The sequence below is a fragment of the Pseudoalteromonas sp. TP27 genome (genome assembly GCF_056470645.1).
In genome coordinates, this window is record NZ_JARDAK010000012.1 from 132,239 (window position 1) to 147,064 (window position 14,826).

Sequence of the window (14,826 nt, forward strand, 5' to 3'; positions counted from 1 at the left end):
CTACTTACTCTTTGTTGCTCGGTTTTTACTTAGCCCACTAGGTTACAAATCTCGCGCCGCGATTAAATAGCCCCTAGTTTGAACAAATTTTAATCCGCAAAGATCAACAGACCCTAGCCTATTGCAAGTATATTCAACGCTGTTAGCGCTGAATATAGCTGCTCGAGATAGATTTATTATCCAGAGCTCAGGTTAGAGTAGCGCGAAAGGGCTTTCGGATTGCTACGAGATGATTAAACACTTTGCAGTTAAGGGGTCGTTAAGCCCCATTGCGCTAGATTTTTAAACTATACACTAAGGTAAACAGCAAGGTAAAAGTGCTTTCTTAAAAGTTTAATCGCTTTTACCTGTCTCATTATAACTATATGGGTTAAAATACCTACATAACCAACTAACAAGATAGTGAATGTCAAACCAAGATCCAAATCTCAGTCGAGAACAAGAAAAGTACGAAAACCCAGTCCCTAGTCGTGAGTTTATACTTACTCACCTTCAAGAGCGTTCAAAGCCTGCTAACTACGCACAACTATGTGAAGAACTAGCAGTAAACGATGACGAACGCCAAATAGCATTTAAACGCCGCCTTCGCGCTATGGAGCGTGACGGACAGCTGTATTTTAATAAATTTAAATGCTATGCCCTAATTGACGAAGCCGGTTTAACCAAAGGCAAAGTAATAGGCCACAGAGACGGTTTTGGCTTTTTAGAAGTTGAAGGCGAGAGTAAAGATTGGTTTATTGCTAAGCACCAAATGAATATGGTGTTACATGGCGACATTGTACTAGCTAAAGGCACTAAACGTGGCTCTGGCTCAAAATGCGATGCACGTATTATAAAAGTGCTTACTAACGAGCGCGCACCAATTGTTGGCCGTTACTTTGTTGAGCACGGTGTTGCTGTTGTAGTCGCTGAAGATCCGCGCATAACGCAAGACATAATGATTTTACCAGGCAACGAAAACGGTGCCCGCCATAACCAAATGGTGCAGGTTAAAATTACTCAAAATCCAAGCCGCAACATGAACGCGGTAGGTAAAATTATTGATGTACTTGGTGAGCATTTAGCCCCAGGTATGGAAATTGAAGTCGCACTGCGCAATCACGATATACCACATGTATGGCCAGAAGAAGTTGAAGCACAAGTTGCTCACCTAGGTGAGTTTGTTGAAGAAGCCGACAAGCAAGGTCGCGTAGATTTACGTGATTTACCACTTGTAACTATTGATGGCGAAGATGCACGCGACTTTGATGACGCTGTATATTGTGAACCTAAAAAATCAGGTGGCTGGCGCTTATGGGTTGCCATTGCCGATGTATCACATTACGTAGGAATGAACACGCCGCTTAACAAAGAAGCAATTTTGCGTGGTAACTCAGTGTATTTCCCTGAGCAAGTAATTCCGATGCTACCAAAAGTGCTTTCTAACGGATTATGTTCGCTTAATCCAAAAGTAGATCGCTTATGTATGGTTGCCGAAATGACCGTATCGAGCTCGGGTAAACTATCAGGCTATAAGTTTTACGAAGCGATAATGAACTCGCATGCACGTTTAACTTACACCAAAGTAAATGCCATTTTACAAAACGACGAAAAACTACGCGAAGAATACTCAGCCGTAGTGCCACATTTAACTGACTTACAGCAAATGTATATGGCACTTAAAGCTGCACGTCAAGAGCGTGGTGCCATTGAGTTTGAAACCCTAGAAACACGTTTTGTATTTAACGCTCAGCGTAAAATAGAATCAATAGTGCCTGTTATTCGTAACGACGCGCACAAACTAATTGAAGAATGTATGATTTTAGCCAACGTATCGGCGGCTAAAATTCTTGAAAAGAACGAAGCAAGCGCGCTTTATCGTGTGCATGACGAACCAGACAGCGAAAAACTAGGTAACTTTACTAAGTTTTTAGGCGAGTTAGGTATTGAAAGTACATTAAGCGACGAGCCAACACCAAAAGAAATAACGCAAGTACTAGCGCGACTAGGTGACCGCCCAGAAGCCGAGCTTATTCAAACTATGCTACTGCGTTCAATGAAACAAGCTGTATATCAGCCAGATAACATTGGTCACTTTGGTTTAGCGTTATCGGCTTATGCGCACTTTACATCGCCAATACGTCGTTACCCAGATTTAGTAGTGCATCGTGCTATTAAAGCAGTTATAAAAGCACAAGGTCAGCAAACGTCTGGCGAATACGCTTACACCGACGACGAAGTAGATCAACTAGGTGAGCAGTGTTCTACCACAGAGCGTCGCGCTGACGATGCAACTCGCGAAGTAGCCGATTGGCTTAAATGTGAGTTTATGCAAGACCATGTAGGTGACGAGTTTGACGGTGTTATTTCATCGGTTACTAACTTTGGTTTGTTTATTCGTTTAGACGATTTACAAATTGATGGGCTTGTTCACGTTACTAATTTAGGCGACGAGTTTTTTGCGCATGATGCTGCAAAACACACCCTAATAGGTGAGCACTCTCACAAAGTTTATCGCCTTGGCGATAAAGTAACAGTAAACGTTGCATCGGTTAGTTTAGACGACCGTCGTATAAACTTAACGCTTAAAGGCGATGTTGCACAAGACAGATACTCACGTCGTCGTGCACCAAAAAAAGGTTCAGGTAAATCTGAGCATGCGCCAGCAAGTGTTCGCTCGCAATTAAAAGCAGGCAAAGTACCAGGTGAAAAGTCGCACAGCGATGACAAACCAAAGGGTAAAAAAAAGCCAGCAAATAAAGACAAAGGCAAGCCTGTAAATAAGTCTGCAACTAAACCCGCAGATAAAAAAGCAGCAGACACAGCCGTAAAGAAAAAACCGAAGAAGAAGGCCGTTAAAAAGCCTAAAAGAGCAGGCAAAAATGCCCGTAAACGTACTAGCCCAGGAGCAGACAATACGTGAGTAATGAATTAATTTTTGGCTTTCATTCTGTTGAAGCAATTTTAGAAAGCGAACCAGAGCGCTTTGTAGAAATTTACGCCCTTAAAGGTCGTGACGACAAACGCTCAACACCGATTATTGATGAAGCACGTAAATTTGGTATTTCAGTACAGTTTATGCAGCGCAAAGCCCTTGATAGCAAATCAAAAGGTGAGCAGCACCAAGGTATTATTGCCAACGTAAAAGCAGCGCCAACGTTTAACGAAAAAGATCTTGATGCGATAATCGCTCGTGAAGACACACCGTTTTTACTTGTGCTTGATGGTATTACCGATCCGCATAACCTAGGCGCATGCCTACGAAGTGCAGATGCTGCCGGTGTTCACGCTATAATTGTACCTAAAGATCGCTCAGCAAAGCTTAACGGCACAGCACGTAAAGTAGCTTGTGGCGCAGCCGAAACAGTACCGCTAATTCAGGTTACTAACCTTGCACGTACACTTCGCGAAATTAAAGATGCAGGCGTATGGGTTGTAGGCACTGCTGGCGAAACTGATAACCACGTATTTGATGCAAGCTTAACGGGGCCAATGGCTATTGTTATGGGCGCAGAAGGCGAGGGCATGCGACGCTTAACGCGTGAGCATTGCGATATGCTCGTTAAAATCCCAATGGCGGGTACAGTTTCAAGCTTAAACGTATCGGTAGCCACAGGTATTTGTTTGTTTGAAGTATTACGCCAACGTAACGCAAATAACTAATATATAAACGATAAGTTTTATGTATTAAAAAGCCGAGATTGAAATTCAATCTCGGCTTTTTTGTATCTGTAATTTACGCTTTAACTTTATAAGCTTTGGTAAACGGTTTAATAACAAGGCAATAATTTAGATGTGTAGTGCTCTTACATAAAAAACTATTAACGCTGTTAGTGAACCATTTCTCCTATACAAAGCGCAGGTAAAAGGTTTAATAACAAGGCAATAATTTAGATGTGTAGTGTTCTTACATAAAAAATTATTAACGTAGTTAGTGAACCACTTACCCTATACAAAGCGCAGGAAAACGGTTTAATAACAAGGCAATAATTTAGATGTGTAGTGTTCTTACATAAAAAATTATTAACGCTGTTAGTGAACCGTTTAACCAGCTTTAAGCTTAAAAGCTATAAGTGTAGCCCATCTGAACAGTACGTGGCTTACCTGGTTGAATACCACCGTTTGAACGGTTAGCAACGTATGTTTTATCAAACAAGTTATCAACGCTTAGGTATACTTTTTGATTCTCATCGATTAAGTATTTAGCAGCTAAATCCCATACTACGCGGCTATCAATTGCGTTTAAGCCCGACTCAGTTAAGTTAGCATGCGCGTCAGATACGTAACGTATTTGGCTGTTAACTACAAACGCAGAAAACTCAGCACCTAACGATAACGCTACTTGGTTTTCTGGCACGTAAGGCATTGCATCGCCTTTTTCTACCGCGCCCCAAATTTCTGAATCAAAATCGTTTTTAAACTCAGAGTCTGTGTAGGTGTACGTTAATTTAACAGGGAACATAGCCGTATCAGTTGCAAACGTACGTGCTGCACTAAATTCAAAGCCCGCTACTTCAACTTCACCGTAGTTGTATTGGTCGCCAATGTTGTCGTCGCTACAACCAACCGCTGCAGTACAGTTACCGTGCATGTTGCTGTAGTCAGAGTAAAACGCAATTACTTCACCGCTAAAGCCATCCATATTAAAGCGAGAGCCAAACTCAATGTTTACACTTTCTTCTTCTTCTTGGTCAGCATTCCCAGGTGCTGCTGGTGCATACCCTTTTTGAATGCCCGCAAGTAGCGTTACGTTTTCGTTAAGCGTGTAAGTAGCACCTAGTGACGGCACTAAAATTTCAGTGTCGTTCGACACATCTTTAGTTAAACCGTTGCTGCGCGTTGGATCTGATTTAGACCACTCTTCACGCGTAATAGTAATGTCTTCATAACGAAGACCTGCACTTACTACTAATGCATCAATTGTCCACTCGTCTTGGATAAACAAGGTACTTGCTTCTGCGCTATCTACACGGTTGCTGTCAGAGCCCGGAACGCCTTGCTCTGTAAGCGTTAAGCTTAGGTCTTGATTGAGTGTGTATTTGTCTTCCCATTGAAAACGATCCATTTCGTCTTCGTGGTAACGTACGCCAACAGTCACATAGTGATCGCCTGCAGGAATATGTAATTCAGACTGAATACCTTTAGCTTGGTAATCGCGGTTATTAGCTTTAATACCAATACCTTCAATACCTTCGCTTGTCGGGTTTGCTTCAAATTCACTGTATTGCTCAAGGTAGCTTTCGCTTACTTTGCTGGCTTTATACCAGTTACGATGAAAATCGTTTAAGTAAGCCGTAGCTAAAAACTCATAGCCATCACCAAAACGGTACGCGTAGTTAAGTTGGTATGCGTTATGGCGAGTATTCATTTCATCGTTTTGCGATGCAGCATAACGACGGTAAGGACTTTCTTGATAATCTTCGTCGGTTAAGCCCATGTATGTTTCGTCTGATGTTTCGTCAGAGTACTTAATTTTTAGCTCAAGATTATGCGCATCGTTTTGACCAAACGTATGGCCAAACTTTAATAGTAAATCTGTTTTTTCAAAGCCGGTGTTGTCATTACCTACTGGCAGCTCTTTAAAGCCGTCTGCGCCGTAAGTAAATACTTCAATTAAGCCTGCTGTGTTGTTTTTTTCTTTACCGAAGTAAGCGTGACCTTTGTAGTAACCGTCGCTACCAAGGGCTGCATCTACCATACCTTTTGAGCTATTTGGCTCAGTAGGTAAGCTGCGCGAAAGCAAGTTTAAAACACCGCCCGTAGTACGCGGGCCGTATTTAACGGATGCCGCGCCTTTTAATACTTCAATAGACTCCATACGACCCGTAGTAGGGAAGTAGTAAGCAGAAGGTGCTGAGTATGGTGCTGGTGCAACTAATACACCGTCTTCCATTACTGATATTTTATCGTTACGGCCAGTACCTGTGCCGCGCATACCAATATTAGGGCGAAGGCCATAGCCGTCTTCTTCTTGCACGTAAACGCCCGGAACAGACGCTAAAACGCGAGAAATATCAGTAAATTTGAATTTTTGAAGTTCTTCATCAGAAATAAACGTAGCCGAACCAGGAATATCGTTAATTGCTTGCTGAGAGCCAATAACGGTAATTTGTTCAAAGCGTTGTTCTTTATCGCTGGTGTCTTTTGCTATTGCAGTAGCACTAAAAGACAAAGCAACCGCAGTTGCCAAGGTAGATACTAAAAACTTAGGGTTCATTGTGTTCCTAATCATGTCAATTATCTTAATTGGCGTAATTTGAACACGTTAACGAATACGAATCAATGTTATTAAGTATTTAATTATTCAGTTTAATAGAACTAAAAACACCTACTTATGCAACTTTGTTAACTAAATCGTTTCTTTTGTATTAGTTTGTAATTGCTTTACTCGTTATAAAGTTTTGATTAGCTATAGCCTAAGCGTAGCGCTATAAACTCCGCGAGTTTATCTACAGCATGATCCGATTCGCCCGAGCTTTTAATTAAACTAATACCAATATTGCCAAGAGTGGGTAAATGTTTGGTTTGAACTTGATAATTAAGCTCGCTAGGTACTGTGCTTTTAGCAAGTACCGTAATGCCTAAGCCTTCTTTTAATGCCGCAATAAGGCCAGTTAAATCGGCGTTGCTGTATACGATACGGTATTTTATGCCCGCACTTTTTAATGCATCAATTGCGCGGCGACGATAAATACACCCCTCTGGTGCGGTAACTAGCGTAACCACATCGTTTTGCGCAAGTGATAGGTCGCCCACCCACACTAATTCGTCTTGCATAAAAATAGGAAACTTATCAGAGTTGAGCCGCTCATTTAGTGCAAGTACTAAATCGAACTGATCTTGCCTTGAGGCCGAAAGCAAATGCTTACTTAAACGCGATTTAACTTCTAACGACACCTCAGGGTAGAGCGCCACAAAGTCGCCAATAATAGAAGGTAAAATACGCGCTGCAAATTCGCTCGGAATACCCAAGCGCACTTTACCTGCAATGTTCTCTGAGGTGAACTGCTGCAAAATAGCATCGTTGTGTTGCATCATTTGTTTTGCCATAGGCAATAATAGCTCGCCGTACTGGTTTAATACTTGGCGCTGCCCTTGTTTTTTAAATAGTTTATAGCCAAGCACGTCTTCTAGGCGTTTTATTTGCAAACTTACAGCAGGTTGCGAAAGGCCAAGTAAATCGCCTGCTTTAGCAAAGCCGCCTATTTCAACTACCATCACAAAAGTACGTAAACTGTCGGTTGATATGTTTTTCATATTTAAAATTACAATTTATATAGCTATATATATAAGTATTATTTATCAATTGATAAATAATTACAATTTGTTGTTGGTAGGCGTGGGCAATATACTTTTGTAATCGAAAATACACAGGTGTTTGTTATGACTTTTAACCCAATAATGTTTGCCCGCCACAGCAACGCAACTAGTGCGGTTACTAACGCTTTGCAAACTAACAACAATCACGTTGTAATGGATTTTAGCGGCACCGAAACCAGTGTATTTTTAAGCACTATTTTAGGGCTCGATTTAACTAAGCTTACCGCCAGCGGTTTAGGCTTAAAAGGCACGCTTGATGGCGACTATAATTCTGACTACAGCTTTGCTGTTTATTACTTTAGCGAAACCGCCTTTAGATTTGTACTGCCACACAACGCAAGCCTTCAACTACAAGCACTTATAAACGAGCAACAGCTACGTTTTGATATTGATTATGTAGTACGCACCGATCTAGCAAGCTTTATTCTAAGTGGCGACAACGCGTTTGATACCCTAGTAAATGCTTTTAAATTAACACCAGGTTTGCGCCTTTCTGACGCGCAACTATGCTACGGTGCGCAAAGTGGCGATGTATTTATTACTGCCATTGATAAAAACGACGAACAACACTTTGTATTAGTCGCTAAACAACAAGAATTACAAAAATGGCAAAGCTACATGCAAGCGCAAGGTTTTGCACTTATGCATAGTGAAGCCGCATAACGAATACAAACAACAGGTGAACATAACAATGTTTACCTGTTTTTAATGACGGTTAAGTAAAAACTAATTTAAGCCACGCCCTAAACAGGGTTAATTTAAACGTGAAGGAATGTTATGACTTCTAAAACTGTACTACATGCTAAGCACCTAGAAGCGGGCGCAAAAATGGTTGATTTTCATGGCTGGGAAATGCCAATCAACTACGGCTCACAAATAGAAGAACACAATGCCGTTCGCACCGACGCAGGTATGTTTGACGTATCACACATGACTATTGTTGATATTGAAGGGCCTCAAGCACAAGCATTTTTACGTAAGCTAGTAGCTAACGACGTTGCAAAATTAACCGTACCAGGTAAAGCGCTTTACACAGGCATGCTTAACGAGCAAGGCGGTGTAATAGACGACTTAATTATTTATTTCTTTAGCGAAACTTTTTACCGCCTAGTTGTAAACTCAGCAACGCGCGAAAAAGACCTAGCACATTTAGCTAACGTATCGAGCAACTTTGACGTAACTGTTACAGAGCGCCCAGAGTTTGCAATGATTGCAGTACAAGGCCCTAACGCTAAAGCAAAAACAGCCACACTTTTAAATGCTGAGCAACAAGCAGCCGTTGAAGGTATGAAGCCGTTTTTTGGCGTTCAAGTAGGTGATTTATTTATTGCCACAACGGGTTATACTGGCGAAGACGGTTACGAAATAGTAGTACCGAACGACCAAGCAGCCGATTTATGGCAACAACTGCTAGATGCAGGTGTAGCGCCAGCTGGTTTAGGTGCACGCGACACGCTACGTTTAGAAGCAGGTATGAACCTTTACGGCCTAGATATGGACGAAAGCGTATCACCACTTGCAGCTAACATGGCATGGACCATTGCATGGGAACCAGAAGATCGCGACTTTATTGGTCGTGACGTACTTGTTAAGCAACGCGCAGAAAAAAGCACTGACAAACTAGTTGGCTTAGTGTTTGAAGAAAAAGGCGTTTTGCGTAGCGGTTCTAAAGTAATTGTTGACGGTGGTGAAGGGGTTATTACCTCAGGTACTTTCTCACCAACACTTGGTTTTAGTGTAGCCCTTGCACGTGTACCACGTTCAACAGGCGATACAGCTCAAGTAGAAATGCGTAAAAAATTAGTAAACGTTAAAGTAGTAAAGCCTAGCTTTGTACGTAACGGTAAATCAATAATTTAAATAATTTGGTTATACCAATCACAATAATTATTGCGATTGGTATCCTCCCAATATAAACCAAAGGACAAATAAAATGAGCAACATTCCTAGCGAGTTAAAATACGCACCTTCACACGAGTGGGTTCGTAACGAGGGCGACGGTACATTTACTGTTGGTATTTCTGAGCATGCACAAGAACTTCTTGGCGACATGGTATTTGTTGAATTACCAGAAGTTGGCGACGAAGTAGACGCTGGCGAAGACTGTGCAGTAGCAGAGTCGGTTAAAGCAGCATCAGACATTTACGCACCTATCAGTGGCGAAATTGTTGCTATTAACGAAGAGCTTGAAGATTCACCTGAAACAGTAAACAGCGACGCTTACGGCGACGGTTGGTTATTCCGTATTAAAGCATCTGACGAGTCTGAGCTAGACAACTTATTAGACGCTGAAGGTTACTCGCACACTATCGACGAAGAGTAATCACTCTTTGTAGGTAACTAAAAGCCCCGCGTGTTTTGTTTAGATATCGGGGCTTTTATGATTTTATAGCTCACTTTCCCATACACAGTAAGCCGTTAAATTATAAAAATTTTAAGTTATTGCTGTTTACCCATCAGCAGTAGCCACACTTTTTAGATCATAGGAATCTGGATTCATGTCAAACGCCAAATCTCTTGAAGAACTAGAGCAAAAGCAAGATTTTATTCGCCGTCATATTGGGCCAAGCCCAGCACAAGTAAGCGATATGCTAAGTGCTTTAGAAGTATCGAGTGTGCAAGAGCTCATTGACCAAACTGTACCTGCTAGCATTCGCTTAGAGCAGCCATTAACAGTTGGCGAAAGCCGTACTGAAGTTGAAACACTAAGCTACCTAAAATCAGTAGCAAGCAAAAATAAAGTTTTCAAATCGTACATTGGCCAAGGCTACCACCCAACTAACGTACCGCACGTAATTTTACGTAACGTACTAGAAAATCCAGGTTGGTATACAGCGTACACACCGTATCAGCCAGAGATTGCACAAGGGCGTTTAGAATCATTATTAAACTTCCAAACTATGACTCTAGATTTAACCGGTCTTGATTTAGCAAGTGCGTCACTGCTTGACGAATCAACAGCCGCTGCAGAGGCTATGGGCCTTGCAAAACGCGTATCAAAAGCTAAAAAAGCCAATGCCTTTTTTATCGCCGACGACGTACACACACAAACAATCGACGTAGTAACAACGCGTGCCGAGCAGTTTGGTTTTGAAATAATTGTAGGTAAAGCAGAAGATGCCGTTAACCATGACATTTTTGGCGCATTATTCCAATACCCAACTACATCAGGCGAAGTGGTAGACATAACAGACCTAATTGCTGGCGTACAAAGCAAAAAGGCCATTGCCTGTGTTGCTGCCGACATAATGAGTTTATTACTATTAAAAGCACCGGGTAAACTAGGCGCAGACGTAGTACTTGGTTCGGCTCAGCGTTTTGGCGTACCTATGGGTTACGGCGGTCCTCATGCTGCATTTTTTGCAACACGTGACGCATACAAACGTTCATTACCAGGGCGTATTATTGGTGTATCTAAAGACCGTTTAGGTAACGACGCACTACGTATGGCAATGCAAACGCGCGAACAACACATTCGCCGCGACAAAGCCAATTCAAACATTTGTACAGCGCAAGTATTACTTGCCAACATGGCAGCGTTTTACGCGGTGTACCACGGCCCACAAGGCTTAAAAACTATCGCGCAGCGTATACATCGCTTTGCTGATATTTTAGCTGCTGGCCTAAAAGCTAAAGGCATCGCACTTAAGCACAGCACTTGGTTTGATACGCTAACAGTAGTAAGCGACAGCAAAAACGACGTAACAGCACGTGCAATTGCAAAAGGCGTTAACTTTGCAACAAACCACGAAGGCGAGTACTCAATTTCGGTATCAGAGACAACAACACGCGCCGATATCGCCGAGTTATTTGATATTATTTTAGGCGAAGGCCATGGCCTAAGTGTTGACGCTATTGCAGCCGACCTTGAAGCAAATGGCAGCGAGTCAATTCCTGCAAGTTTAGTACGTGACGACGAAGTACTAACGCATCCAAACTTTAACAGCTACCACAGCGAAACAGACATGCTTCGCTACATTAAGCGACTAGAAAGCAAAGACTTATCGCTTAATCACTCAATGATCTCGTTAGGCTCATGTACCATGAAACTAAACGCGACTGCTGAGATGATCCCAATTACGTGGCCTGAGTTTGCAAACCTTCACCCATTCTGCCCGCTAGATCAAGCAGAAGGTTACCAAATAATGATTGGCGAGCTACACGACTGGCTAGTAAACATTACCGGTTACGATGCAGTATCACTTCAGCCAAACTCTGGCGCGCAAGGTGAATACGCAGGCTTAATCGCGATTCGTAAATATCACGAATCACGCGGGGATGCACACCGTAATGTATGTTTAATCCCAAGCTCTGCGCACGGTACTAACCCTGCATCAGCGCAAATGGCAAGCATGAAAATTGTGGTAGTTAACTGCGACAAAAACGGTAACGTAGACATGGCAGATCTTAAAGCGAAAGCTGAAGAAGTGTCTGAAAACTTATCGTGCATTATGATCACATACCCGTCTACGCATGGCGTATACGAAGAAACAATTCGCGAAATTTGTGACATTATTCATGAGCACGGCGGCCAAGTTTACATGGACGGCGCAAACATGAACGCACAAGTTGGCGTAACAAGCCCAGGCTTTATTGGCTCAGACGTATCGCACTTAAACTTGCATAAAACGTTTTGTATTCCACACGGTGGCGGTGGTCCAGGTGTTGGTCCAATTGGTGTTAAATCGCACCTTGCGCCATTTATGCCAAACCACAGCGTAATTAACGTACCAGGTACTAACATTGGTAACGGTGCAGTATCGGCAGCGCCTTACGGCTCAGCCGCTATTTTACCTATTTCATGGGCTTACATCACCATGATGGGCAGCGAGGGCTTAAAACAAGCCACTGAAATGGCAATCGTTAATGCTAACTACTTAACGCATGAGCTAAGCAAGCACTTCCCAATTTTATACCGTGGTCGTAACAACCGTGTTGCTCACGAATGTATTGTTGACCTACGCCCGCTTAAAGAGCAATCAGGCATTACTGAAATGGACGTAGCTAAGCGCTTGCAAGACTACGGCTTCCATTCACCAACTATGTCGTTCCCAGTAGCTGGCACATTAATGATTGAGCCAACTGAGTCTGAATCAAAAGGTGAGATTGACCGCTTTATCGAAGCAATGGTGTCGATTAAAGGCGAAATTGAAAAAGTAATCTCTGGCGAATGGTCAATCGAAAACAACCCGCTAGTGTTTGCACCGCATACACAAGGCGATGTGTTAGGTAACGAATGGGACCGCGCATACGACCGTTTTTACGCTGCATTCCCAGTGCCTGCAGTGGCTAAAAACAAGTTTTGGCCAACCGTTACACGTATTGATGACGTATACGGCGACCGTAACTTAGTGTGTTCATGCCCAGCGGTTGATACTTACCGCGACTAATTTTTTGAAAAAATTCCATGGTAAGTAAGTTCCATTATAGTTTGGGAATTTATCAAAATTAAAAAGCCGTTGCAGCAATGCAACGGCTTTTTTGTGTGTGGTGATCAGCCATAAATTATATGGGCGTAGGTTGGGTAGAGTGAAACGAAACCCAACAAATCACAAATATACTTACTCGCTCAAAAGCCAAGAGTATGTGTTATTTATTGTAGGCGTTTAGCTTGCTGACGCGCGGGCGATAGCCCGAATAAGTATTTAAATAGGTGTTTGAGATTACTATTACAGATAACGCGAATACGTTGGGCACTTTTAGAAATTAGAAACCTTATTCAAGGTTTTGTCGCGCTGGCGACGGCAGCCAAAGAGGGGCTGCCGCTGGTCCCTCTCTGGACGCTCTCAGCGCACCCGAGCATCACGCTATTTCCTTCAATGCACAATTGATGTGAACGTAAACGGCGAAGATAGGCCATCCATGGCCTAGTTCCGCCTTATCGCGCATCCATGCGCGACATTACTCATCAATTGCTTATTTTCAGGGTGTGATGACGGGTAAGGGTGTTAAACGTGAGGTTAGTGTTCGGTCTTAGCAAGAAACAAGACCTGACCCTCTGTATTTGGGCATAGGCTGGGTAGAGTGAAACGAAACCCAACAAATCACAAATATACTTACTCGCTTAAAAGCCAAGAGTATGTGTTATTTGTTGTAGGCGTTTAGCTTGCTGACGCGCGGGCGGTAGCCCGAATAAGTATTTAAATAGGTGTTTGAGGTTATCGTCACCGATAATGTGAATGCGTTTCGTGCTTTTTAAAGATTAGAAACCTTATTCAAGGTTTTGTCGCGCTGGCGACAGCAGCCAAAGAGGGGCTGCCGCTGGTCCCTCTCTGGGCACTACACTCCCAGCGCCACCGAGCATCACGCTTAATCCTTCAACCACAATTGATGTGAACGTAAACGCCATGAAAGCACATCCATGTGCAAGCATGGCTTTCATTTCATCCATGAAATGAATTACTCATCAATCGCTTATTTTCAGGGCGTGATGACGGGGGAGGGTGTTAAACGTGAGATTGGTGTTTGGTCGTGGCAAGAGACAATACCTGACCCTCTGCATTCTGCAAATTGCATAGGCTGGGTAGAGTGAAACGAAGCTCAACGAGGTTGATTTAAATTGTAGGTCGTTCTTTAGGGCGAAATAGTGAATTTAACTAACAGAGCTTGTTTGAAATTCTGTGTTATTGCTTGTAAATATGTTGTTTTCAAACTTGCTAACTTACATATATTGTCGGGATAAATCCGCGACCTACATTAAAAAACCTTATTCAAGGTTTTGTCGCGCTGGCGACGGCAGCCAAAGAGGGGCTGCCGCTGGTCCCTCTCTGGACACTCTCAGCGCACCCGAGCATCACGCTATTCCCTTCAAAACACAATTGATGTGAACGTAAACGCCATGAAAGCACATCCATGTGCAAGCATGGCTTTCATTTCATCCATGAAATGAATTACTCATCAATTGCTTATTTTCAGGGCGTGATGACAAGGGAAGGGTGTTAAACGTGAGGTTGGTGTTTGGTCTTGGCAAGAAGCAAGACTGACCCTCTGTATTTCCTCTAGGTTGAGTGAAACGAAACCCAACAAATCACAAATATACTTACTCGCTTAAAAACCAAGAGTATGTGTTATTTGTTGTAGGCGTTTAGCTTGCTGACGCGCGGGCAGTAGCCCGAATAAGTATTTGAATAGGTGGTTGAGGTTATTATCACCGATAATGTGAATACGTTTCGCGTTTCACGCTTCTAGAAATTAGAAACCTTATTCAAGGTTTTGTCGCGCTGGCGACGGCAGCCAAAGAGGGGCTGCCGCTGGTCCCTCTCTGGACACTCTCAGCGCACCCGAGCATCACGCTTAATCCTTCAATGCACAATTGATGTGAACGTAAACGGCGAAGATAGGCCATCCATGGCCTAGTTTCGCCTTATCGCGCATCCATGCGCGACATTACTCATCAATTGCTTCTTTTCAGGGCGCGATGACGGGGGAGGGGGGTTAAACGTGAGATTGATGTTTGGTCTTGGCAAGAAACAAGACCTGACCCTCTGTATTTTTCAAGGTTTTGTCGCGCTGGCTTGGTGAGCCTAC

10 protein-coding genes are annotated in these 14,826 nt (G+C 42.9%); 7 read left to right on the plus strand and 3 right to left on the minus strand.

The window, feature by feature from the left end; genetic code table 11:
* Positions 1–406 precede the first annotated feature (406 nt).
* The gene (gene rnr, locus PX700_RS14595; RefSeq protein WP_479521091.1) at positions 407–2,902 is read left to right on the plus strand and encodes a ribonuclease R; all 2,496 of its coding nucleotides are present in this window, start codon (positions 407–409) and stop codon (positions 2,900–2,902) included.
* Positions 2,899–3,642, plus strand: coding sequence for a 23S rRNA (guanosine(2251)-2'-O)-methyltransferase RlmB (gene rlmB / locus PX700_RS14600; RefSeq protein WP_007378377.1), 744 nt, complete (start codon positions 2,899–2,901; stop codon positions 3,640–3,642). Before rnr ends, rlmB begins: the two co-directional genes overlap by 4 nt.
* Before the next feature lie 397 nt (positions 3,643–4,039).
* On the opposite strand, the gene PX700_RS14605 is transcribed toward rlmB, so the two are convergent.
* Positions 4,040–6,196, minus strand: coding sequence for a TonB-dependent receptor family protein (locus PX700_RS14605; RefSeq protein ID WP_479521092.1), 2,157 nt, complete (start codon positions 6,194–6,196; stop codon positions 4,040–4,042).
* Positions 6,197–6,384: 188 nt separating this feature from the next.
* Entirely contained in the window at positions 6,385–7,236 is an 852-nt protein-coding gene (locus PX700_RS14610; protein WP_165727662.1) for a LysR family transcriptional regulator, read from the minus strand.
* A 126-nt stretch (positions 7,237–7,362) separates the two neighbouring features.
* Here PX700_RS14610 and PX700_RS14615 point away from each other — a divergent pair, with 126 nt between their 5' ends.
* The 4 genes from PX700_RS14615 to gcvP all read left to right on the plus strand — a co-directional run bounded on the left by PX700_RS14615 (position 7,363) and on the right by gcvP (position 12,689).
* A complete protein-coding gene (locus tag PX700_RS14615; RefSeq protein WP_479521093.1) occupies positions 7,363–7,962 on the plus strand; it encodes a hypothetical protein in 600 nt (199 codons plus the stop codon).
* A 114-nt stretch (positions 7,963–8,076) separates the two neighbouring features.
* On the plus strand, positions 8,077–9,159 hold the full coding sequence (gcvT, locus tag PX700_RS14620) for a glycine cleavage system aminomethyltransferase GcvT (protein WP_479521094.1): 1,083 nt from the start codon (positions 8,077–8,079) through the stop codon (positions 9,157–9,159).
* 73 nt (positions 9,160–9,232) lie between these two features.
* Positions 9,233–9,622: a glycine cleavage system protein GcvH gene (gene gcvH / locus PX700_RS14625; protein ID WP_415636662.1), complete on the plus strand. Its 390-nt coding sequence runs from the start codon at positions 9,233–9,235 to the stop codon at positions 9,620–9,622.
* Positions 9,623–9,797: 175 nt separating this feature from the next.
* Complete coding sequence (gene gcvP / locus PX700_RS14630; RefSeq protein ID WP_479521095.1) at positions 9,798–12,689, plus strand: aminomethyl-transferring glycine dehydrogenase; 2,892 nt, start codon at positions 9,798–9,800, stop codon at positions 12,687–12,689.
* An 821-nt stretch (positions 12,690–13,510) separates the two neighbouring features.
* Here the strand turns inward: gcvP and PX700_RS14635 are convergent.
* A complete protein-coding gene (locus PX700_RS14635) occupies positions 13,511–13,648 on the minus strand; it encodes a hypothetical protein (protein WP_479521096.1) in 138 nt (45 codons plus the stop codon).
* 12 nt (positions 13,649–13,660) lie between these two features.
* Here PX700_RS14635 and PX700_RS14640 point away from each other — a divergent pair, with 12 nt between their 5' ends.
* The gene (locus tag PX700_RS14640) at positions 13,661–13,831 is read left to right on the plus strand and encodes a hypothetical protein (RefSeq protein ID WP_479521097.1); all 171 of its coding nucleotides are present in this window, start codon (positions 13,661–13,663) and stop codon (positions 13,829–13,831) included.
* Positions 13,832–14,826: the final 995 nt, after the last annotated feature.